This is a genomic window from Porticoccaceae bacterium LTM1 (genome assembly GCA_030252795.1).
GTDB lineage: Bacteria > Pseudomonadota > Gammaproteobacteria > Pseudomonadales > Porticoccaceae > SCSIO-12696.
Genome location: CP127080.1, coordinates 1,415,121 through 1,436,144 on the forward strand (window position 1 = coordinate 1,415,121; position 21,024 = coordinate 1,436,144).

General features: G+C 51.4%; 20 protein-coding genes. 17 read left to right on the plus strand and 3 right to left on the minus strand.

The genetic code is table 11. The features are described 5' to 3' along the window. Positions 1–162 precede the first annotated feature (162 nt). The gene (gene gltA, locus QP938_06170; GenBank protein ID WIO75486.1) at positions 163–1,440 is read right to left on the minus strand and encodes a citrate synthase; all 1,278 of its coding nucleotides are present in this window, start codon (positions 1,438–1,440) and stop codon (positions 163–165) included. Positions 1,441–1,924: 484 nt separating this feature from the next. On the opposite strand from gltA, the gene sdhA reads away from it, so the two are divergent. The 10 genes from sdhA to sdhD all read left to right on the plus strand — a co-directional run bounded on the left by sdhA (position 1,925) and on the right by sdhD (position 13,856). Continuing rightward, positions 1,925–3,697: a succinate dehydrogenase flavoprotein subunit gene (gene sdhA / locus QP938_06175; protein ID WIO75487.1), complete on the plus strand. Its 1,773-nt coding sequence runs from the start codon at positions 1,925–1,927 to the stop codon at positions 3,695–3,697. A gap of 24 nt (positions 3,698–3,721) precedes the next feature. Next, a complete protein-coding gene (locus QP938_06180) occupies positions 3,722–4,426 on the plus strand; it encodes a succinate dehydrogenase iron-sulfur subunit (protein WIO75629.1) in 705 nt (234 codons plus the stop codon). A gap of 106 nt (positions 4,427–4,532) precedes the next feature. Beyond that, positions 4,533–7,367: a 2-oxoglutarate dehydrogenase E1 component gene (locus QP938_06185; protein ID WIO75488.1), complete on the plus strand. Its 2,835-nt coding sequence runs from the start codon at positions 4,533–4,535 to the stop codon at positions 7,365–7,367. Positions 7,368–7,393: 26 nt separating this feature from the next. After that, positions 7,394–8,593 (plus strand): 2-oxoglutarate dehydrogenase complex dihydrolipoyllysine-residue succinyltransferase, encoded by a 1,200-nt coding sequence (odhB, locus tag QP938_06190; GenBank protein ID WIO75489.1) that lies wholly within the window; start codon positions 7,394–7,396, stop codon positions 8,591–8,593. Between the two features lie 28 nt (positions 8,594–8,621). After that, positions 8,622–10,055: a dihydrolipoyl dehydrogenase gene (gene lpdA, locus QP938_06195; protein ID WIO75490.1), complete on the plus strand. Its 1,434-nt coding sequence runs from the start codon at positions 8,622–8,624 to the stop codon at positions 10,053–10,055. 157 nt (positions 10,056–10,212) lie between these two features. Continuing rightward, the gene (sucC, locus tag QP938_06200; protein WIO75491.1) at positions 10,213–11,382 is read left to right on the plus strand and encodes an ADP-forming succinate--CoA ligase subunit beta; all 1,170 of its coding nucleotides are present in this window, start codon (positions 10,213–10,215) and stop codon (positions 11,380–11,382) included. Position 11,383: 1 nt separating this feature from the next. Next, positions 11,384–12,256 carry a succinate--CoA ligase subunit alpha gene (sucD, locus tag QP938_06205; GenBank protein ID WIO75492.1) on the plus strand — a complete coding sequence of 291 codons (873 nt, stop codon included), beginning with the start codon at positions 11,384–11,386 and terminating at the stop codon, positions 12,254–12,256. A 128-nt stretch (positions 12,257–12,384) separates the two neighbouring features. After that, positions 12,385–13,047, plus strand: coding sequence for a dienelactone hydrolase family protein (locus QP938_06210; GenBank protein WIO75493.1), 663 nt, complete (start codon positions 12,385–12,387; stop codon positions 13,045–13,047). A 114-nt stretch (positions 13,048–13,161) separates the two neighbouring features. Next, positions 13,162–13,542, plus strand: coding sequence for a succinate dehydrogenase, cytochrome b556 subunit (sdhC, locus tag QP938_06215; protein WIO75494.1), 381 nt, complete (start codon positions 13,162–13,164; stop codon positions 13,540–13,542). Continuing rightward, positions 13,533–13,856 carry a succinate dehydrogenase, hydrophobic membrane anchor protein gene (gene sdhD / locus QP938_06220; protein WIO75495.1) on the plus strand — a complete coding sequence of 108 codons (324 nt, stop codon included), beginning with the start codon at positions 13,533–13,535 and terminating at the stop codon, positions 13,854–13,856. The genes sdhC and sdhD overlap by 10 nt, the downstream gene beginning before the upstream one ends. Before the next feature lie 83 nt (positions 13,857–13,939). On the opposite strand, the gene QP938_06225 is transcribed toward sdhD, so the two are convergent. Continuing rightward, a complete protein-coding gene (locus QP938_06225) occupies positions 13,940–14,152 on the minus strand; it encodes a hypothetical protein (GenBank protein ID WIO75496.1) in 213 nt (70 codons plus the stop codon). A 175-nt stretch (positions 14,153–14,327) separates the two neighbouring features. Next, complete coding sequence (locus tag QP938_06230) at positions 14,328–14,657, minus strand: energy transducer TonB (GenBank protein ID WIO75497.1); 330 nt, start codon at positions 14,655–14,657, stop codon at positions 14,328–14,330. A gap of 185 nt (positions 14,658–14,842) precedes the next feature. Here QP938_06230 and QP938_06235 point away from each other — a divergent pair, with 185 nt between their 5' ends. The 7 genes from QP938_06235 (at position 14,843) to QP938_06265 (ending at position 20,981) form a co-directional block, all read left to right on the plus strand. Continuing rightward, positions 14,843–15,340: a DUF2244 domain-containing protein gene (locus tag QP938_06235; GenBank protein WIO75498.1), complete on the plus strand. Its 498-nt coding sequence runs from the start codon at positions 14,843–14,845 to the stop codon at positions 15,338–15,340. Positions 15,341–15,426: 86 nt separating this feature from the next. Beyond that, entirely contained in the window at positions 15,427–15,900 is a 474-nt protein-coding gene (gene bcp, locus QP938_06240; protein WIO75499.1) for a thioredoxin-dependent thiol peroxidase, read from the plus strand. Between the two features lie 134 nt (positions 15,901–16,034). After that, complete coding sequence (yajC, locus tag QP938_06245; GenBank protein ID WIO75500.1) at positions 16,035–16,364, plus strand: preprotein translocase subunit YajC; 330 nt, start codon at positions 16,035–16,037, stop codon at positions 16,362–16,364. Positions 16,365–16,404: 40 nt separating this feature from the next. Then, on the plus strand, positions 16,405–17,400 hold the full coding sequence (locus QP938_06250) for a D-cysteine desulfhydrase family protein (GenBank protein ID WIO75501.1): 996 nt from the start codon (positions 16,405–16,407) through the stop codon (positions 17,398–17,400). Between the two features lie 55 nt (positions 17,401–17,455). Beyond that, on the plus strand, positions 17,456–18,835 hold the full coding sequence (locus QP938_06255; GenBank protein WIO75502.1) for a sodium:alanine symporter family protein: 1,380 nt from the start codon (positions 17,456–17,458) through the stop codon (positions 18,833–18,835). 133 nt (positions 18,836–18,968) lie between these two features. Beyond that, positions 18,969–19,877: a 5'-nucleotidase gene (locus QP938_06260; protein ID WIO75503.1), complete on the plus strand. Its 909-nt coding sequence runs from the start codon at positions 18,969–18,971 to the stop codon at positions 19,875–19,877. Between the two features lie 129 nt (positions 19,878–20,006). Continuing rightward, positions 20,007–20,981 carry a LysR substrate-binding domain-containing protein gene (locus tag QP938_06265; protein WIO75504.1) on the plus strand — a complete coding sequence of 325 codons (975 nt, stop codon included), beginning with the start codon at positions 20,007–20,009 and terminating at the stop codon, positions 20,979–20,981. Positions 20,982–21,024 lie beyond the last annotated feature (43 nt).

A 21,024-nucleotide genomic window follows, 5' to 3' on the forward strand; every position in this document is an offset into this window, starting at 1 on the left:
GGTTGGGCTTGTCTTGTTATGTGCTACGTAGTGATAAGCTCCAATTTATTAAAAGGCTTACTACAGAGTGATTAAAAAAGCGTGCGACGTCTGACGTGCGACGTGCGACCCCAACAAAAAAGCCGCCCAACTGGACGGCCTTTTCATTCTTGCTAACGAAGCTTAACCCGGATAATCACGCTTGGTCGGTCCGGTGTACAACTGACGCGGACGGCCGATGCGGTATGGGTTGCTGATCATCTCGTTCCAATGGGCGATCCAGCCTACAGTGCGGCCGGTTGCGAAGATAACGGTAAACATCTCTACTGGAATGCCCAGCGCTTTCAGGATGATGCCGGAGTAGAAGTCTACGTTCGGGTAGAGTTTCTTCTCAACGAAATACTCGTCTTCCAGAGCGATCTCTTCAAGACGCTTGGCGATTTGCAGCAGTGGGTCGTTCTCGATGCCCAGTGCAGCCAGTACTTCATCACAAGTCTCTTTCATCACTTTGGCGCGCGGGTCAAAGTTTTTGTAAACGCGGTGACCAAAGCCCATCAGGCGGAATGGGTCGTTCTTGTCTTTGGCGCGAGCAACAAATTCGTCGATGCGGCTAACGTCACCGATTTCCTGCAGCATGGTCAAAACGGCTTCGTTGGCACCGCCATGGGCTGGTCCCCACAGTGCAGCAATACCGGCTGCGATACAGGCGAACGGGTTGGCGCCAGAAGAGCCTGCCAGACGTACAGTTGAAGTTGAGGCATTTTGCTCGTGATCAGCGTGCAGCAGGAAGATGCGATCCATGGCGCGTGCCAGAACCGGGTTGATCTTTTTCTCTTCACAGGGAGTGCTGAACATCATGTGCAGAAAGTTTTCTGCATAGCTCAACGAGTTGTCCGGGTAGATAAATGGCTGACCGACGTAGTGCTTGTAGCACATAGCGGCAAGGGTAGGCATCTTGGCGATCAGGCGGTGAGCGGAGATCATGCGGTGCTCCGGGTTGGAGATGTCCAGTGAGTCGTGGTAGAAACTGGACAGGGCGCCAACCGCCCCACACATCATAGCCATCGGGTGAGCGTCGTAGCGGAAACCGTTCATAAAGGTTTCGATAGAGCGATTCACCATGGTGTGATGAGTGATGGTGTCAACGAATTCGGCCTTCTCATTCTCGTTGGGCAATTCGCCGTTGAGCAACAGGTAGCAGGTTTCCAGGTAATCGGATTTTTCTGCCAGCTGCTCAATCGGGTAGCCGCGGTGCAAGAGGGTACCTTGGGCGCCATCAATATAGGTAATCTTGGACTCGCAAGAGGCGGTCGAAACGAACCCCGGGTCAAAGGTAAAGAGACCGTTTTGGGTCAGCGGGCTGACATCGATGACGTCTTGACCGAGAGTGCCGGAGTAGACCTCCAGATCAATTGGCTTCTCAACGCCCTCGATAGACAGGCTTGCTTTACGTTCAGACATATGGGACTCCACTTCAAACACCCGAAAAAAAGGTGTATGTAAATAAACAACAGGCTTAGTTTAACTAATTGAGCCTTTAAACTGGATTACAAACGCCGGAAAGCTATCGTTTGTGCTCTGATAAGTCAAATTTTATTGGCTTTTTGTAATATTTTTACAGGTTAAAAAGTGATCAGCGGGCTTGGCGTCTGGCTGATCTGACGATGAATTAGCCAACTTCATCGAAAAGCTTGGGAATAACTGAAATTCATGGCCTTGTGGATTTGTAATCGACTATCAAGAAACCTATAATCACGGCGCTTTTTACAGGGCTGGTCACTAACTGGTCGGCCCACGAATTCTTTAGTGGATCAGGTGGTCATTTAGTTGTTAACCAAGATGCAACAAAAATGTTCAAAATCGGCGTTCGATGCCGGTTTGTTTGCGCTACCTGGTATCACTGTAGTCTCTACTCTTGATCGTATTCTGAGGGGAAACAGAACCCATGGCTGATATAAGAACCATCTCCTTCGACGGTATTGTGGTTGGCGGTGGCGGCGCAGGCATGCGTGCCGCACTGCAAATGGCGCAATCCGGTTTTAAAACTGCGGTAATTACCAAGGTTTTTCCAACGCGCTCTCACACCGTATCAGCCCAGGGCGGTATCACTTGCGCGATCGCAAGTGCTGATCCCAACGATGACTGGCGCTGGCACATGTACGATACCGTTAAGGGATCTGACTACATTGGCGATCAGGACGCTATCGAATATATGTGTCAGGTTGGCCCGGAAACTGTTTTTGAGCTGGAGCACATGGGGCTTCCGTTCTCCCGTACCGAAGAGGGTCGTATCTACCAGCGTCCATTCGGTGGCCAATCCAAGAATTTTGGTGAGGGTGGCCAGGCTGCCCGTACCTGTGCTGCTGCTGACCGTACCGGCCACGCGCTGCTGCACACTCTGTATCAGAACAACCTGAAAAATAACACCACCTTCCTGAATGAGTGGTTTGCCGTTGATCTGGTTAAAAATGACGACGGTGCTGTGGTTGGTGTTATCGCCATCAATATTGAAGATGGTGAAGTGGTTTATGTGAAGTCCAAAGCCACTGTATTTGCTACTGGTGGTGCGGGCCGTATCTACGCCTCTACTACCAATGCCCACATCAACACTGGTGACGGTGTTGGTATGGCCCTGCGTGCCGGGTTCCCGGTTCAGGATATCGAAATGTGGCAGTTCCACCCGACCGGTATTGCCGGCGCCGGTGTGCTGGTTACTGAAGGTTGTCGTGGTGAGGGTGGTTACCTGGTCAATAAAGATGGCGAGCGCTTTATGGAGCGTTACGCGCCAAACGCCAAAGATCTGGCGAGCCGTGATGTTGTTGCTCGCTCCATGACTCTGGAGATTATCGAAGGCCGCGGTTGTGGCGAGAAAGGGGACCATGTGTTCCTGAAGCTCGACCACCTCGGTGAAGAAGTTCTCAACAGCCGTCTGCCAGGTATTTGTGAGCTGTCCAAAACTTTTGCCCACGTCGATCCGGCTAAAGAGCCAATTCCGGTTGTTCCAACCTGTCACTACATGATGGGTGGTATTCCAACCAATGTTAACGGCCAGGCGCTGACTCACGATGAAAATGGCAACGATGTTGTTGTTCCAGGATTCTACGCCTGTGGTGAAGTGGCTTGTGTTTCTGTGCACGGCGCAAACCGTCTGGGTGGTAACTCACTGCTTGACCTGGTTGTATTTGGTCGCGCGTCTGGTCTGTTTATCGAGAAACAACTGCGTGAAGGTATTGAGCTGACTGATGCAACCGATGCCAATATTGAAGCGGCTATGGCTCGTTTGAATAAGGTGAACGGTTCAACTGAAGGTGAGTCTGCTGCCGAGCTGCGCACTGAACTGCAAAACATCATGCAAAACCACTTTGGTGTATTCCGTCGTGGCGATTACATGCAGGAAGGCATCAAGAAGCTGGCTGAGCTGCGTACTCGCATTGAGAACGTTCGCCTGGACGACAAGAGCTCTGCGTTCAACACCGCTCGTATCGAAGCGCTGGAACTGCAAAACCTGTTGGAAGTAGCTGAAGCGACTGCGATTGCCGCAGAAGAGCGTAAAGAATCACGCGGTGCTCACGCCCGCGACGACTTCCAGGATCGTGATGACGAGAACTGGTTGTGTCACTCCCTGTATTTCCCGGCCGACAAGCGCGTTGCCAAGCGTGACGTGAACTTCACTCCGAAGACTGTCGATACCTTCAAGCCGAAAGCGCGTACCTACTGATTTGGGGAGCCGAGAATAATGAGCATGTTGAAAGTAGAAATTTACCGCTACAACCCTGAGACCGATAGCGCTCCTTATATGAAGAGCTACGAGCTCGACACCCAGGGTCGCGACCTGATGGTGCTGGATGTTCTGGAGTTGCTGAAAGCCCAGGACCAGTCCCTGGCTTACCGCCGCTCATGCCGTGAAGGTGTGTGTGGGTCTGATGGTATGAATATCAATGGCAAGAACGGCCTGGCTTGTATCATGCCGCTTTCTGAAGCTGCGCCAAAAGGCAAGCTTATCCTGCGTCCTCTGCCTGGCCTGCCAGTGATTCGTGATCTGGTTGTTGATATGAGCCAGTTCTATGACCAGTACAAAAAAGTTGAGCCATATTTGCAGAACAGTGCCCCGGTATCCGGCATTGAGCGTCTGCAGTCACCCGAAGAGCGTGAAAAGCTCGACGGCCTGTACGAGTGTATTCTGTGTGCCTGCTGTTCCACCTCCTGCCCATCTTTCTGGTGGAACCCGGACAAATTTATTGGCCCGGCCGGCTTGCTGCAGTCCTACCGCTTCCTGGCGGACAGTCGCGACACCGAAACTGCCAAACGTCTGGAGAACCTGAGCGACCCGTTCAGCGTGTTCCGCTGCCAGGGCATCCAGAACTGTGTATCAGTGTGTCCAAAAGGCCTGAACCCAACTCGCGCCATCGGCCATATCCGCCATATGCTATTGTCAAATAGGGCCTGATAAGGAACCGACAAGTAGGCGTAACGGAACTAGATTATTTGAGTAACAGGTGTGTCAGGTTTTTACCGACACACCTTTGATTTTATCCGTAAAGGAAACCGAAAAGATGCCAGACAGCATCATGGAGCAATTTCTCCGCAGCAGCCACTTTTCCGGTGGTAACGCTGACTATGTGGAAGCGCTCTACGAGCAGTACATACATGATCCCAATAGCGTTGCCGATGAATGGCGCGCTTTCTTTGATTCTCTGCCACGTGTAGATGGGGCCGCTGGTCCCGATACTTCTCACGCGACCATTCAGCAGCACTTCGAGCTGCTTGGCCGACGTAAGGCACGTATGGCTCCTGCACCCGGCTCCGGCGGTATAAATATTGAGCACGAGCGCAAGCAGGTAAAAGTCCTGCAGCTTATTGCCGCTTATCGCTCACGTGGCCACACCAAGGCCAAGCTGGATCCGTTGGCGCTTCAGAAGCGCGCTGGCGCTCCTGACTTGCAGTTGCAATTCCACGGCCTTACCACGGCAGACCTGGATACTACATTCCAGACCGGCTCGCTGTTTATGGGTAAGCCGGAAGCCACTCTGCGCGAAATTATCGACGTACTTGAGAAAACCTACTGTGGCAGTATCGGCCCGGAGGTAGGGTACATAACCGACCTCACCGAGAAGCGTTGGTTGCAGCAGCGTTTCGAAAGCGTGCGCTCCCGTCCAAGTTACGACGACGCAGCTCGCATTGATGTATTAAAGCGTCTTACCGCAGCAGAAGGTCTGGAAAAGCACCTCGACTCAAAGTATCCGGGTACCAAGCGTTTTGGTCTGGAAGGAGGCGAGAGCCTGATCCCGATGCTGGACGGTTTGATTCGTCGCGCGGGTGAATACGGTGCCAAAGAGATTGTGATGGGCATGGCCCACCGCGGTCGCCTGAACGTTTTGGTTAACGTGCTGGGTAAAAACCCCGCCAAACTGTTTGAAGAGTTTGAAGGCAAGAAGCTGGTCAATACCTCCGGTGACGTAAAGTACCACCAGGGCTTCTCTTCCAACGTTATGACTCCGGGTGGCGAAGTTCACCTGGCATTGGCGTTTAACCCGTCGCACCTGGAAATTGCCAACCCGGTAGTGGAAGGTTCCTGTCGTGCCCGTATGGATCGACGCGATGATCCGGAAGGGCGTCAGGTAGTACCTATCCTGATCCACGGTGATGCGGCGTTTGCCGGTCAGGGTGTGGTGATGGAAACTTTCCAGATGTCCCAGACTCGCGGCTACAAGACCGGTGGCTCGGTACATATCATTCTGAATAATCAGGTGGGCTTTACCACCAGCCGTCAGGATGATGCGCGCTCTACTGAATACTGTACCGATGTTGCAAAAATGGTTCAGGCGCCAATCATTCACGTTAACGGCGATGATCCGGATGCAGTGATGTTTGCCACTTTACTGGCAATGGATTACCGCTATGAGTTCAAGAAAGACATCGTTATCGACCTGATTTGCTACCGTCGCCGTGGCCACAACGAGACTGATGAGCCGTCGTCAACCCAGCCGTTGATGTACAAAAAGATTCGCGGTCACAAAACCACTCGCGCCATCTATGCTGAGCAACTGGTCTCTGAAGGTGTGATTAGTGAGGCGGAATCCACTGATTACCTGAACACCTACCGTTCAGCGCTGGATAATGGTGAGCACGTAACTCATAACCTTGTGGTTGAACCGAACGAGAAGCTCCATGTCGACTGGACCCCTTACCTGGGTCATGACTGGACTGCAGAGGGTGATACTGGCTACGACATGCACGCTTTGCAGGAGATTGCCAATCGTATCAGCCAGGTACCGGAAGGTGTGGTTATTCAACGTCAGGTAGGCAAAATTTACGATGACCGCCGCAAGATGGCGGGTGGTGCGTTGCCTCTGAACTGGGGTATGGCAGAATTGCTGGCTTACGCCACCTTGCTTGAGCAGGGTTACATGGTGCGAATGACCGGCCAGGATATTGGTCGCGGTACCTTCTCGCATCGTCATGCCGTGGTTCACAACCAGAAAGACGGTAACGCTTATATTCCGTTGTGCCACCTCAAAGATGATCAGCCGCGCTTCGATATCTACGATTCTCTGTTGTCGGAAGAGGCGGTACTGGCTTTTGAATACGGCTATGCCACAACCACGCCGAATGGTTTGGTGATCTGGGAAGCCCAGTTCGGTGACTTTGCCAACGGTGCCCAGGTTGTTATTGACCAGTTTATTACCTCCGGTGAGCACAAGTGGGGTCGCCTCTGTGGCCTGACAATGCTGTTGCCACACGGTTACGAAGGGCAGGGGCCTGAGCACTCTTCAGCGCGTCTGGAGCGTTACCTGCAGCTTTGTGCTGAGCACAATATTCAGGTGTGCATTCCTACGACTCCGGCCCAGGTATTCCACATGCTCCGTCGTCAGGCAGTTCGTCCGATGCGTCGTCCGCTTGTGGTCATGAGCCCGAAATGGATTCTGCGTCACAAACTTGCGACTTCCTCACTGGAAGAGCTGGCTAATGGTGAGTTCCTGCCAGTGATTGATGATGCCCAAGTTGATCCTGCCAAGGTCAAACGCCTGGTAATGTGTAGTGGCAAGGTCTACTACCATCTGTTGGAAGAGCGCATGGAGCGCGAACAGCAGGATGTCGCCTTTGTGCGCATCGAGCAACTCTATCCGTTCCCGGATGAGGCGCTGTCAGCAGTACTGGCGCGTTACGAGAACCTGGAATCCGTGGTTTGGTGTCAGGAAGAGCCAGTCAACCAGGGAGCGTGGTACAACAGCCAGCACCATATGCGTCGTGTTCTGGCGGAGAGCTACCCGGGTATTTATCTCGATTATGTGGGACGTGAAGCTTCAGCTGCACCGGCAGCGGGTTACATGTCGACCCACCTGGAAGAACAGCAGCGCTTCATTAACGAAGCATTAAAGACTAACTAAGCGAACCTCCTTAAGGAAAAAATACGATGTCAGTCGAAATCAAGGCCCCGACATTCCCTGAATCTGTGCAAGAGGGCAGCATTGCCACTTGGCACAAGCAGCCTGGCGAAGCCGTCAAGCGCGATGACCTGCTGGTGGACATCGAGACCGACAAGGTGGTTCTCGAAGTCGTTGCGCCCTCCGACGGCGTTATGAAAGAAATCCTGAAAGCTGAGGGCGACACGGTTCTGAGTAATGAAGTGATTGCCCGCATTGAAGCTGGTGCAGTTGCTGATGCTCCGGCTGCATCACCTGCTGCAGAATCTGCCCCTGAAGCAGCTCCCGCTGCCAGCGGTGAGAAAGCAGTTAGCCCTGCAGCTCGCAAAATGGCTATGGAGCGCGGCATTGATCCTCAAGTAGTTCCGGGTACCGGCAAAAATGGCCTGGTTACCAAGGAAGATGTAGCTGCTTATCAGGTTCCGGCTGCTCCCGCAGCGCCTGCACCAGTTGCTTCTGCAGAGCCAATGGCCGCTCTGGCCGGCGATCGTGTAGAGAAGCGCGTTCCAATGACTCGTATGCGCTCTCGTATTGCCGACCGCTTGTTGGAGGTTTCCCAGAACACTGCCATGTTGACCACCTTCAACGAAGTGGACATGCATCGTGTGATGGATCTGCGCAGTCAGTTCAAGGACCAGTTTGCCAAGATTCACGATGGCACCCGTCTTGGCTTTATGGGCTTCTTTGTTCGCGCTGCGGTTGAAGCGCTGAAGCGTTTCCCGTCTGTAAACGCCTCTATCGACGGTAACGACATTGTTTATCACGGTTATCAGGACGTCGGTGTTGCAGTTTCTACTGAGCGCGGTCTGGTAGTTCCGGTTCTGCGTGACGCCGATCAAATGAGCATCGCCAATGTTGAAGCTAAAATTGCTGAGCTCGGTGGCAAAGCACGCGACGGCAAGCTGACTATTGAAGAGATGACTGGCGGTACATTCACTATCACCAATGGTGGTGTGTTCGGTTCTCTGCTGTCTACGCCAATCCTTAACCCGCCACAAACCGCGATCCTGGGTATGCACAGCATTCAGGAGCGTCCGGTGGTTGAGAATGGCCAGATTGTGATTCGCCCGATGATGTACCTGGCGCTCTCTTACGATCACCGTCTGATTGACGGTAAAGAGGCTGTTCAGTTCCTGGTGGCGATCAAGGAAATGATTGAAAATCCAGCCAAGATTCTGCTTGAAATTTAATCTGTAACTTATTGATATAGGTATAAAAATGTCTGATAAATTCGACGTAATTGTTATCGGCTCCGGACCGGCCGGTTACGTGGCTGCTATTCGTGCAGCCCAGCTTGGCCTGAAAACCGCCTGTGTTGAGAAGTGGCAGAAAGATGGTAAAGGTGTTAACGGTGGTACCTGCCTGAACGTAGGTTGTATCCCGTCCAAGGCGCTGCTGGACAGCTCCCATAAATTCCACGATGCCGCTCACGCATTCAAGGCGCACGGTATCGAACTGGGTGAACCCAAAATCGATGTTCCGGCAATGATCGCCCGCAAGGACAAGGTTGTTGCCCAGATGGCTGGCGGTATCTCCCAGCTGTTTAAAGCCAACGGCGTAACTTCCATCTTCGGCAGCGGCAAGCTGCTGGCTGGTCGCAAGGTCGAAGTTACCGCTGCTGACGGTACTGTGCAGACTCTGGAAGCGGACAATGTAATCATTGCTACCGGCTCCAACCCGATCAACATTCCGGTTGCCCCGATTGATAACGATGTAATCATCGATTCCACTGGCGCTCTTGAGCTGCAGGAAGTGCCGAAGCGCCTGGGTGTAATCGGTGCTGGTGTTATTGGCCTGGAGTTGGGCTCCGTGTGGAAACGCCTCGGTTCAGAAGTGGTTCTGCTGGAAGCGTTGCCAGACTTCCTGGCGATGATGGACAAGCAGATCGCCAAAGAGTCCCAGAAAATCTTCAAGAAGCAGGGGCTGGACATTCGTCTGGGCGCCCGTGTAACCGGCAGCGAAGTTAAAGATGGTCAAGTGACTGTAACTTACGAAACTGCTGAAGGCACCAAAGAAGAGACTTTCGACAAGCTGATCGTTTGTGTGGGTCGTCGCCCGTTCACTGAAGGCCTGCTGGCCCCGGATTGTGGTGTAAACCTGGACGAGCGCGGTTCAATCTTCGTCGACGACTACTGCTCAACCAATGCCCCGGGTGTATGGGCTGTTGGTGACGTGGTTCGCGGCCCGATGCTGGCTCACAAGGGCTCTGAAGAGGGTGTAATGGTTGCCGAGCGCATCGCCGGTCAAAAGACTGCGATGAACTACGACATCATCCCTAACGTGATCTACACCCATCCGGAAATTGCTTCTGTCGGTCAAACCGAAGAGCAGCTCAAGCAATCCGGTGAGTCGTACAACGTGGGAACCTTCCCGTTTGTCGCCATTGGTCGCGCAGTTGCTGCGGATTGTGCCGAAGGTATGGTGAAAATCATTGCTCATGCCGAAACCGATCGCATTCTGGGTTGCCACATTGTGGGCCCAAGTGCATCTGATCTGGTTCAGCAGGTAGCTATTGCCATGGAGTTTGGCTCCAGTGCAGAAGATATCGGTATGACTGTATTCGGTCACCCGACCTTCTCTGAGGCGGTAAAAGAAGCGGCGTTGGCAGTACACGGTCACGCCATTCATATGCCTAACCGCAAAAAGCGTTAATCGCATATAGGGTAAGGGTGGGTAGCTCTGCATATTTTGTGTAGAATGCCCGCCGTTTTTATTCGAGAGCTGAGGGGTCTGAGGTTAAGGGCAAATCATTTGCCTTTTATCTTGTGTCTCTCGTCTCCCATCTCACGTTCAACAGAGATTTGACGATATGAACTTGCACGAGTATCAAGGTAAGCAGCTGTTCGCCGAATATGGCCTGCCTGTTTCCAAGGGTATTGCTTGTGAAACTGCTTCTGAAGCAGTGGCTGCAGCAAAAGAGATCGGTGGTGACATGTGGGTTGTTAAGGCCCAGGTTCACGCAGGTGGTCGCGGTAAAGCCGGTGGTGTAAAACTGGTTTCTACTACTGAAGAAGTGGAAGCTTTCGCCAAGCAGTGGCTGGGCAAGAACCTGGTAACTTACCAGACAGACGCCAATGGTCAGCCGGTTAGCCGCATTCTGGTTGAAACCTGCACTGACATCGCCAACGAACTGTACCTGGGTGCAGTAGTTGACCGTTCTACTCGTCGCATCGTATTCATGGCCTCTACCGAAGGTGGTGTAGAGATCGAGAAAGTTGCTGAAGAGACTCCGGAAAAAATCCTTAAAGCCGAAATCGATCCGCTGGTAGGCGCTCAGCCTTACCAGGCTCGCGAACTGGCTTTCAAACTGGGTCTGGAAGGCGTTCAGATCAAGCAGTTCACCCAGATCTTCCTGGGTCTGGCGCAAATGTTCCAGGACAAAGACCTGGCTCTGCTGGAGATCAACCCGCTGGTTATCACCGACGAAGGCAACCTGCACTGTCTGGATGCCAAGCTGGTAATCGACAGCAATGCTATGTACCGCCAGAAAGGCCTGAAAGAGATGCACGATCCTTCTCAGGAAGATGCTCGTGAAGCTCACGCTGCCCAGTGGGACCTGAACTACGTAGCTCTGGAAGGTAACATCGGTTGTATGGTGAACGGCGCCGGTCTGGCGATGGGCACCATGGACATCGTTAAGCTGCACGGTGGCCAGCCAGCCAACTTCCTGGACGTTGGTGGTGGCGCGACCAAAGAGCGCGTTATCGAAGCCTTCAAGATCATCCTGTCTGATGACAGCGTTGAAGCGGTTCTGATCAATATCTTCGGCGGTATCGTACGCTGTGACCTGATCGCCGAGGGCGTGATCGGTGCAGTTGAAGAAGTGGGCGTTAAAGTACCGGTTGTTGTTCGCCTGGAAGGTAACAATGCCGAACTGGGTGCCAAAGTACTGGCCGAGAGCGGCCTGAACATCATCGCGGCCACCAGCCTGACCGACGCTGCTCAGCAAGTGGTTAAAGCTGCTGCAGGGGAGAAATAAGATGAGCGTATTGATCAACAAAGACACTAAAGTAATCTGTCAGGGTTTCACTGGCGCTCAGGGTACTTTCCACTCTGAACAAGCCATTGCTTACGGCACCAAAATGGTTGGTGGTGTAACTCCGGGCAAAGGCGGCCAGACTCACCTGGGTCTGCCGGTATTCAACACTGTGAAAGAAGCTGTTGAATCCACTGGCGCAGAAGCTTCTGTTATCTACGTTCCGGCTCCTTTCTGTAAGGATTCCATCCTGGAAGCTGCCAACGCGGGTATCAAGCTGATCGTATGTATCACTGAAGGCATTCCGACTCTGGACATGCTGGAGTGTAAAGTTAAGTGTGACGAGCTGGGCGTACGCCTGATCGGCCCAAACTGTCCGGGTGTTATCACCCCGGGCGAGTGCAAGATCGGCATCATGCCAGGTCACATCCACCTGCCGGGCAAAGTGGGCATCGTTTCCCGCTCTGGTACCCTGACTTACGAAGCGGTTAAGCAAACTACCGACTTCGGCTTTGGTCAGTCTACCTGTGTTGGTATTGGTGGCGACCCGATCCCGGGCTCCAACTTCATCGACATTCTGGAGATGTTCCAGAACGATCCGCAAACCGAAGCCATCGTAATGATTGGTGAAATCGGTGGTACCGCTGAAGAAGAGGCTGCTGCCTACATCAAAGCGAACGTAACCAAGCCGGTTGTATCCTACATCGCTGGTGTTACCGCTCCTGCCGGTAAGCGTATGGGTCACGCTGGTGCCATCATCTCTGGTGGTAAAGGTACTGCAGATGAGAAGTTTGCTGCCCTGCAAGACGCTGGTGTTAAGACTGTTCGCAGTCTGGCTGACATTGGTCAGGCACTGAAAGAAGTTACCGGTTGGTAATTTTTGGTCGGACGTCGCACGTCGGACGTCTGACGCTAAAAAGGCAGCCTTCGGGCTGCCTTTTTTGTAACTGACTTTGTATCTGAATTGTAATTGTTGGTGCGCACAGCGCACCCTGCGGAAAAGCAATGTCTGAATTGAAATATATTGAAGTGGAAACCGGTGCCAATCCAGTGGCGTCGGTGATTTGGCTGCATGGCCTTGGTGCCAATGGCCATGATTTTGAGCCGGTTGTGCCGGAGCTGAAACTGCCTGCAGAAATGCCAGTTCGCTTTATCTTTCCCCATGCGCCGGAGATTCCGGTAACCATCAACGGTGGTTACATCATGCCGGCGTGGTACGACATTCTTGAAATGGATGTTGAGCGCAAGGTGGATGAGGCCCAGTTGTTTGCTTCTGCTGAGGCAATCAGTCAGCTGATTGATCGTGAGCTTGAACGAGGTATTCCGAGTTCTAAAATTGTTATCGCCGGGTTTTCGCAGGGTGGGGCGGTTGCCTATCAGTGTGCCCTGACGTATCCGCAACCCCTGGCTGGCTTGTTGGCGCTCTCAACGTATTTTGCGACCAATAACACCATTCAGGCAGCATCTGCCAATGAGTCGCTGCCGATACAGATAATGCACGGCACTATGGATCCTGTTGTGCCAGTGTCGCTGGGTCGCAAGGCTGCTGATTTGCTGGCGGAGCGCGGTTATTCCGTTGAGTACCGGGATTATCGTATTGAGCACAATGTCAGCCTGCCGGAAATCAATGATATCAGCCAGTGGCTGCAAGCCGTTCTGGCAAAATAAGCCTATTTGATCTTCGCAAAGGCAATTTATGGGTGTCCATTGGCGGTCGTGATTGGTAAAATGCCGGCCTCCGTGGGGAAGGCACGCCAAGCGTGCGCAGTTTGAGGAAAACAAATGAACAACAGTCGACCTGTCAATCTCGATTTGGGTACGGTTAAGTTCCCAATTACCGCGATTGCGTCCATTTTGCATCGTATTACCGGCGTTATCAGCTGGATTGGCCTGGGCTTTTTGCTGGCTGGTCTGTGCATGGCGGTGGAGTCTCAAGAGAGCTTCGCTTCCCTCAAGGATCTGTTGGCAGGCAACTTCCTGATCCAATTCCTGAGTTGGGGATTTCTGACCGCTTTTGGTTACTACTGTCTGGGCACTGCCAAGCACATTATTCAGGACTTTGGATTTTGTGAAGACTTGCCGGGCGGTAAAGCGATCTCTTGGGTAGCCATCATCGGTGGCGTGGTATTGAGCGTTCTGGCGGGAGTATTGGTATGGGCGTAATGAATGGCGTTCGTCAGTGGATTTTTCAGCGCGTTAGCAATGCTCTGTTCGTGCTGTTTGGTATCGTGTTGCTGAAGCTGTTGTTGACTACTGAGTTCAGCTACGAGGCTGTAACCGCATTGGTCAATAACTCGACTTTCCAGATCTATGCCTTGATCACTCTGGTATTTGCCTGCCTGAACTCAGTGTTGGCTGGATGGCAAATTGAAGGGGATTACTCCAAGAAGTTTGGCATTCCATCCAAGCTGATCACAACAGTAGTTGCTGTGGTGAGTGCTGGATACCTGTACTACGGGATCAAACTGCTGGTTTGATTCGGCCTGAGTAAAAAGTCAGTGCATCAAAAAAGGAGCCATCTGGCTCCTTTTTTGTTTCTGAATACTCTTTTGAAGAGTGATCAGATGTCCATGGCTTTGATGGACAGCTCGCTCAGTGGCTTTTTAACCACTTCGTCAGCAATGTAGTTTTGAAGTTCGTCTACAGAGCTGAAGTGGCGAGCCATATCGTACTGGCCTTTATAGTCATTGCCGGTTTCGTCTTCCAGCTTGGCCAGCTGGAACTTCAAACCGTCTACGCCGCGGCCGCGGATAATGTAATACTCAAGTTTCATTGCAGTCTCCACAATGGTTGTGCTGTACGCGTTTATTCCGGCGCGAATGTTACCAATAAACGGGGTGATGCTCCACGTTTGGTGACCAGAAACGGGCTGATGAAGTTGAGGTGTTCTGCGCACCGTCCCTGGTGCACAAAATCTCGTGCAGATAGCAGTAGCGATTGCCTAAGGATTACTGCAGCTTAAATTGAATTTTCTTGACGATTTCTGAGGTGGCGCTGCCTTTTGGGTATTTCAGACGTGTAACAGCTTTAGTTGCTGCCTTGTCGAAGACCTTTGCAGGTTGGGAATCAAGAATTTCTACATCCACAACTTTGCCTTCATCGTCGACTGAGTACTTGATCTCAACATAGCCCTCAATGCCCCTCTGCAGTGCGCGTCTGGGATACTCAAGCCTGAAATCATTCACAGGCTCCAGTTCTTCAGCAAAAGAGGGTGTGCTGTAAGAGCCGAGCAGTAGGGATGACAGGAGTGCGGCTGCTGAAAGGGTCTTGAGTTTCATAATAAAATTCCGGTTGCCAGTTTGTATTCAAGGCATCTTCGTGCCATTAGAAATAATCCATCTCAACCTCAGTAGCGACAGGGACAATTAAATCTTTAGGGGAAATTCATATTTTTTTCTGATCGACTCGCATCCGTAGATATTGTCTACACTTGAAATAGGATTATCTCACTGGGAGTGGTCTGATGATTAGAGCCATGATGACGTCGGATGGGCACTGTGGTCGAATTCTGATCGCCCCTAATCGCTCGATGAGCACTCGCGGTAATGTGCAGATGTTGGCTGCCGTATTTCTGGTATCGCTAATACTGGGAGTTGGATTTGCCATTGCTGGAGCCTGGGTGACGTTACCGTTTTTCCTGCTTGAATTCATATTGTTGAGTGTGGCTATGTATTGGCTGCTGAAGCGTCTTCACAGTCATCAGCTGGTGGTGATTGGGCCATCAAAGATCGTAGTAGCACATTGGCATTGCCGGGTCGTTCTCAATCGTGATCAGGCGAGGTTCCTGGTTGAGGCGCCTCAACGCTTTACCGATCCGCCGAGATTGTTGATAGCCGGAGAGGGGCACAGTATCAATCTTGGTACTTTTCTCAATGAGCGTGAAAACTCTGTGTTGCAGCAGTTGCTGAGAGAAACGGGCTTGCGTTCCATTCATGAGTTTCCCTGTCAGCGAGAGTTTTAGTGCTTTTCGCTTCACTTCTCTCTTCACTTTAGTGCACTGGCCGTTAGAATGAACGCATACAAATCCAGTGCTTTGAAGGAGAAATCATGGCATTTCCAAAAGTGGGCAATATGGCTCCGGCTTTCACCTTGCTCAACCAGAATGAAGAAAAAGTCAGCCTGAAAGATTTTCGTGATAAAAAGAACGTCGTTCTTTATTTCTACCCCAAGGCCATGACGCCGGGTTGTACGACCCAGGCCTGTGGCTTGCGCGATACTCAGGCGGAGCTGGATAAGCATGATGTGGTGGTGTTGGGGGTAAGCCCGGATGCGCCCAAGCGCTTGGCTAAATTCATTGAGCGCGATGAACTTAATTTCGACCTGTTGTCAGACGAGGATCACGCCATTGCCGACAAATACGGTGCCTGGGGGCCCAAGAAATTTATGGGACGTGAATTTGATGGCATATTGCGCACCACCTTTATCATTGGTAAAGATGGTCGCCTGAAGCATGTGATGGATAAGTTCAAAACCAAAACCCATCACGATGACCTGCTGGCCTGGCTTGAGGAAAACCTTTAAATTCATAGGGTTAAATAAATTTATTAAATTAATATATTAAGCCAGTTTTTTCGCTCGCATATAGACTGCGAGCCGTTCAAACGCTAAAGTGTCGGGCTTAATTTTTTGAACTGTCGACTCTAAGAGAGAACTGTATGGATTGGTTGATTCCTGCTGCTCACGCAGCACCTGCCGCTGGCCAGCCACAAGGTGGCTTCATGGGCTTTTTGCCGTTCATTATTATTTTTGTGATTTTCTGGTTCCTGATCATTCGCCCTCAACGCAAGCGTCAGAAAGAGCACCAGGCTCTGGTCTCTGCTCTTGGCAAAGGCGATGAAGTGGTAATGACCAGCGGTATGCTTGGCTCCATCAAGAAGGTAGATGACAACTACGTGGTTGTTGAGATTGCGGATGGTGTTGAGATGAAGTTCCAGAAGGCTGCAGTTCATGCTGTTCTGCCTAAAGGCACTATCAAGCAGATCTAAATGAAAAAGGCGGCTAGTGCCGCCTTTTCTTATTCTTTCTATGATTAGTCTTCCAAAACACCTTTCACTGGCTCAACGGAATACTCCGTTGCAACTACTCACGCGTCTGTCCGCTGAATTGGGTGGGCCTCGAATTTGGGTCAAGCGGGATGATATGACCGGCTGCGGCCTTTCTGGCAACAAGGTGCGCAAACTGGAGTTCACACTGGCGAAAGCCCTTGATGAAGGTTACGACACCTTGATCACCAGCGGTGGCGTTCAATCCAATCACTGTCGTGCAACTGCACTTTTAGGCGCCCAGTTGGGCCTCAAAGTCAGGCTGATTTTGCGAGGCGAGCCAGAAGCTCTGGATGGTAATTTGTTGCTGGATCATCTCGCCGGCGCAGAAATCAGTCACTACGCCCCCAAAGAGTATTTTGCTCGTTTACCGGAGCTGTTTGCAGAGTGGGAAGAGCACTACCGCAAACAAGGGCGTAAAGCATTATCAATCCCAACGGGGGGGAGCGATGGTGTGGGTTTGTGGGGCTATATTGGCTGTGCACAGGAGCTGGCTGAAGACTTTAATCTGGCTGGGATTACACCCACTGCGGTAATTTGTGCTACTGGCTCAGGGGGAACCCAGGCCGGATTGACTGTGGGCATTGCGGATGCTGTTGACCCGTCTTTGCCGGTAATTGGCATGGCGGTTTCGGATGATACTGCCTATTTCCAAAGCAAGGTCAGGGCTGATATCGATGATTGGCAGCAGCTGTACGGTGCTGCTGATCCATCCTGGTTGTCGTCTCTTAGTATCCATACCAACGACGACTACATTGGTCCCGGTTATGGGAAAGCAACACAACCGGTTTTTGATTTGATCGCTAAAGTTGCCCGAACAGAAGGGCTTTTGCTCGATCCAGTCTATACCGGAAAAGCGTTTTATGGCTTGATACAGCAGATTAAAAAAGGTCAGTACAAAGCCGGTGAGGACGTAGTATTTATTCATACTGGTGGTATTTTCGGGCTCTTCGCCCAGCGACAAAATTTGAATCTATAACAAGTGCCTGGCGCCTTGAACGCCGGCCATACATATATAACAACAGGGGATTGTGATGGACTTTGATGTTGCCCAGATAATTGCTCAGCTTAACGAGTGGGTTTGGGGTTCAGTGATGCTGTTCTTGCTGATCGGTACCGGGCTTTACCTGACCGTTGGCTTGAAGCTGATGCCACTTCGTAAAATCTGTTATGCCTTCAGGCAACTCTTTATCGGCCGCAAGCGAGAAGGCGAGGGTGATATCAGCCCATTCAATGCTTTGATGACTTCTCTTTCTGCGACCATTGGTACCGGTAACATTGCCGGTGTTGCCACAGCAATTGGTGTGGGCGGTCCCGGTGCGCTGTTCTGGATGTGGATGACTGGCCTGGTAGGTATGGCTACCAAGTTTGCCGAAGCCGTACTGGCGGTGAAATACCGTGAGGTAGATGAAGACGGACGCCATGTGGGCGGCCCGATGTACTACATCAAGAATGGCTTGGGCAAGAAGTGGGCCTGGATGGGTGTTTTGTTCGCTATTTTTTGTGCATTTGGTGGTACCGGTGCCGGCAATATGGTGCAGGCCAATTCCATCGCCAACGCCATGGAAGGAACCTTTGGTATAGACCCGCTCTATACCTCGATTATTCTGGTGATCCTGGTTGGTATGGTGATTATCGGCGGGGTAAAACGAATCGCTCACGTAGCTGGAGCATTGGTACCCTTTATGGCCTGCACATATATTCTGGCGGGTCTTATAGTATTTGTAATGCATTTCGATGTGGTGCTGCCGACCCTTGGCTTTATCGTTACCTCTGCGTTTGATCCCCCCGCAGCGGTAGGTGGTTTTGCTGGTGCCATTGTAAAAGACGCCATGCAGCGCGGTGTTGAGCGCGGCCTGTTCTCGAACGAAGCCGGTCAGGGCAGTGCGCCTATCGCACACGCTGCTGCCGAAACCGACAATCCGGTGCGCCAGGGTATTATCGCCATGCTGGGTACCTTTATTGATACCCTGATTGTATGCACGATCACTGGTGTGGTGATTGTTGCCACCGGTGCCTGGAGTGGAGCCGAGCAGGGGGCGAATATGACTTCTGCCGCCTTCGGTAGCTCAATTCCGGGTGGTGAATATGTAATTGCAGTGGCACTGTTGCTGTTTGCTTTCACCACCATTCTGGGGTGGGCTTATTACTCTGAACGCTGTTTCGAATTCCTGTTTGGTGTTAAATCCATCGTGGTATTCCGTCTCTATTGGGTTGCGGTTATTCCGTTGGGAGCGATGATGGATCTGCACACCATTTGGGACTTGGCAGGTGTTCTCAACGGATTGATGGCATTCCCGAACTTGATAGCGTTGTTATTGCTCAGCCCGGTAATTTTCAAGCTGACCCAAGCTTATTTCGATAAGCCTGATCCGGTAATGGGTGTTGCAGCAGTCAACAACTCCAATAAGTAATATTCCTCCAGGCCGCCGGAACCCATAAAGTTCCGGCGGCTTTTTATTACCTGTCAAATCTCTTTATTCAAAGAAGTGTTTGCATCAATTACTGTCCTTACTTACAGTGTTGGCATTATTTGGAGCACATTTTATGGCGGGACATTACGGCGACAAACTGGTTATCGCACTGTCGAGCAGGGTTCTTTTTAACCTTAGCGACAGCCATAACGTCTTTGAATCAGATGGTCTGGCAGCGTACTCCCAGTACCAGATAGATCACGAAGACGAGCTGCTCGAACCCGGTGAAGCTTTTCCGCTGGTAAAAAAACTGCTTCGCATTAATGAAAAACTTGGTGGTGAGCCGCGGGTAGAAATTATCCTGCTGTCTCGCAATTCGGCCGATACCGGTTTGCGTATTTTTAACTCTATCGAGCATTACGGGTTAAATATCACGCGCGCAGCGTTTTGTGGTGGCGAAAGTCCATATCGATATGTGTCGGCGTTTGGTTGCCACCTGTTTCTGTCAACCCACGCTGAAGACGTTCGCAGTGCTTTGAGTCATGGTGTTGCGGCAGCTACCTTGATGTCTTCAAAGACCGCTAACTCCAATGACGATGAACTTCGGTTTGCCTTTGATGGTGATGCGGTGATTTTCTCCGACGAGTCAGAGCGCATTTACAAGCAGGAAGGCTTGCCTGCCTTTACCAACAACGAAGTGGCGTTGGCAAAGCAGCCACTCAATGGCGGCCCTTTCAAAAACTTCCTCCATGCCCTGCAGGGATTGCAATCCGAATTCCCCTCCGATGAATGTCCAATAAGAACCGCACTGGTTACGGCTCGTTCAGCCCCGGCTCATGAAAGGGTGGTGCGCACTTTGCGACACTGGAATGTACGCCTTGATGAGTCACTGTTTCTGGGTGGACTCAGTAAAGGTGAGTTTCTAAAGTCATATGGTGCCGATGTGTTTTTTGATGATCAACAGCAGCACTGTGAATCCGCCAGCCCCCATGTGGCTACCGGCCATGTTCCCCACGGCGTTGCAAATGAGCTGACGAAGTAAAGAAAGTCTCACTTTTTATTGGTTTTCTGGCGCAGGTTGATTTTCAGTTCTATTCTGAAAGGTAATAGAAACGGTATCTTTTATAGCTTACGGACGGCATAAGGGTATTCGTGCACACTGAGGTAGATCATGAAACTACAGCAGCTTCGTTATATATGGGAAGTGGCGCATAACAACCTGAATGTATCTGCAACAGCGCAGTGCCTTTACACATCACAACCCGGTATCAGCAAACAGATCAGGCTGCTTGAAGACGAGCTGGGTGTAGAGATATTTGCCCGCAATGGTAAGCACCTTACACAAATAACCCCCGCGGGAGAGAAGATTCTGCAGCTGGCAGGCGAAGTGCTTCACCTGGTTGAAGGAATCAAACAGCAAGCACAGGAGTTTAATGAGCCGGACAGGGGGGCGTTAAATATTGCGGTAACCCAGAATCAGGCAAGTCATCGACTGCCTGAAATTCTGCACTCATTCGGTAAACAATTCCCCCGGGTTTCACTGAGTGTCCAGCAGGCGAGTCCCGATCGTGTCGCTGAACTTCTGTCAGAAGGAACTGTGGATCTGGCCTTGGCTTCCTCAGGATTAAACGTCTCCAATGAGCTGGTTTTGTTGCCTTGCTATCACTGGAAGTTGGGTATTTTTGTTCCATCCCAGCATCCGTTGATCGAGCACAGTAAAATTACCCTGGAGCAACTGGCTGAGTATCCGTTGATTACCTACGCTGCCGGCTATGCCGGGCACGCCTTGATAGAAAAGACCTTTCAGGAGAAAAACCTGAATCCCCGATTTGCCTGTACCGCCACCGATACCGATGTAATGAAAACCTATGTCAGCGCAGGAATGGGGGTTGGGTTGATGGCTTCATTGGCTTATCACCCCCAGCGAGACAATGATCTAAAAGTGCTTTCGGCAGATGATATTTTCAAGCCCTGCACTGCCTGGCTAGGACTGTGGCGCGGCGGTGGATTGCGGCAGTTCACCTTTAAATTTATCGAACAGCTAGCGCCGCACCTGACTCGCGATTGTGTTGAGGAATTATTGGCTCAGCATAACAGCGAACAACTGGACAATATGATTAACAGGCTCGATGTTCCTGTTTACTGATCTCCGTCGCTTCTTTGTAGGGTACTTCTAATAATAGTGATTT

Bases quoted from the DNA above. Each gene is read 5' to 3' on its own strand.
- gltA (WIO75486.1), bottom strand. From the start codon at position 1,440: ATGTCTGAACGTAAAGCAAGCCTGTCTATCGAGGGCGTTGAGAAGCCA.
- sdhA (WIO75487.1), top strand. From the start codon at position 1,925: ATGGCTGATATAAGAACCATCTCCTTCGACGGTATTGTGGTTGGCGGT.
- QP938_06180 (WIO75629.1), top strand. From the start codon at position 3,722: ATGTTGAAAGTAGAAATTTACCGCTACAACCCTGAGACCGATAGCGCT.
- QP938_06185 (WIO75488.1), top strand. From the start codon at position 4,533: ATGCCAGACAGCATCATGGAGCAATTTCTCCGCAGCAGCCACTTTTCC.
- odhB (WIO75489.1), top strand. From the start codon at position 7,394: ATGTCAGTCGAAATCAAGGCCCCGACATTCCCTGAATCTGTGCAAGAG.
- lpdA (WIO75490.1), top strand. From the start codon at position 8,622: ATGTCTGATAAATTCGACGTAATTGTTATCGGCTCCGGACCGGCCGGT.
- sucC (WIO75491.1), top strand. From the start codon at position 10,213: ATGAACTTGCACGAGTATCAAGGTAAGCAGCTGTTCGCCGAATATGGC.
- sucD (WIO75492.1), top strand. From the start codon at position 11,384: ATGAGCGTATTGATCAACAAAGACACTAAAGTAATCTGTCAGGGTTTC.
- QP938_06210 (WIO75493.1), top strand. From the start codon at position 12,385: ATGTCTGAATTGAAATATATTGAAGTGGAAACCGGTGCCAATCCAGTG.
- sdhC (WIO75494.1), top strand. From the start codon at position 13,162: ATGAACAACAGTCGACCTGTCAATCTCGATTTGGGTACGGTTAAGTTC.
- sdhD (WIO75495.1), top strand. From the start codon at position 13,533: ATGGGCGTAATGAATGGCGTTCGTCAGTGGATTTTTCAGCGCGTTAGC.
- QP938_06225 (WIO75496.1), bottom strand. From the start codon at position 14,152: ATGAAACTTGAGTATTACATTATCCGCGGCCGCGGCGTAGACGGTTTG.
- QP938_06230 (WIO75497.1), bottom strand. From the start codon at position 14,657: ATGAAACTCAAGACCCTTTCAGCAGCCGCACTCCTGTCATCCCTACTG.
- QP938_06235 (WIO75498.1), top strand. From the start codon at position 14,843: ATGATTAGAGCCATGATGACGTCGGATGGGCACTGTGGTCGAATTCTG.
- bcp (WIO75499.1), top strand. From the start codon at position 15,427: ATGGCATTTCCAAAAGTGGGCAATATGGCTCCGGCTTTCACCTTGCTC.
- yajC (WIO75500.1), top strand. From the start codon at position 16,035: ATGGATTGGTTGATTCCTGCTGCTCACGCAGCACCTGCCGCTGGCCAG.
- QP938_06250 (WIO75501.1), top strand. From the start codon at position 16,405: ATGATTAGTCTTCCAAAACACCTTTCACTGGCTCAACGGAATACTCCG.
- QP938_06255 (WIO75502.1), top strand. From the start codon at position 17,456: ATGGACTTTGATGTTGCCCAGATAATTGCTCAGCTTAACGAGTGGGTT.
- QP938_06260 (WIO75503.1), top strand. From the start codon at position 18,969: ATGGCGGGACATTACGGCGACAAACTGGTTATCGCACTGTCGAGCAGG.
- QP938_06265 (WIO75504.1), top strand. From the start codon at position 20,007: ATGAAACTACAGCAGCTTCGTTATATATGGGAAGTGGCGCATAACAAC.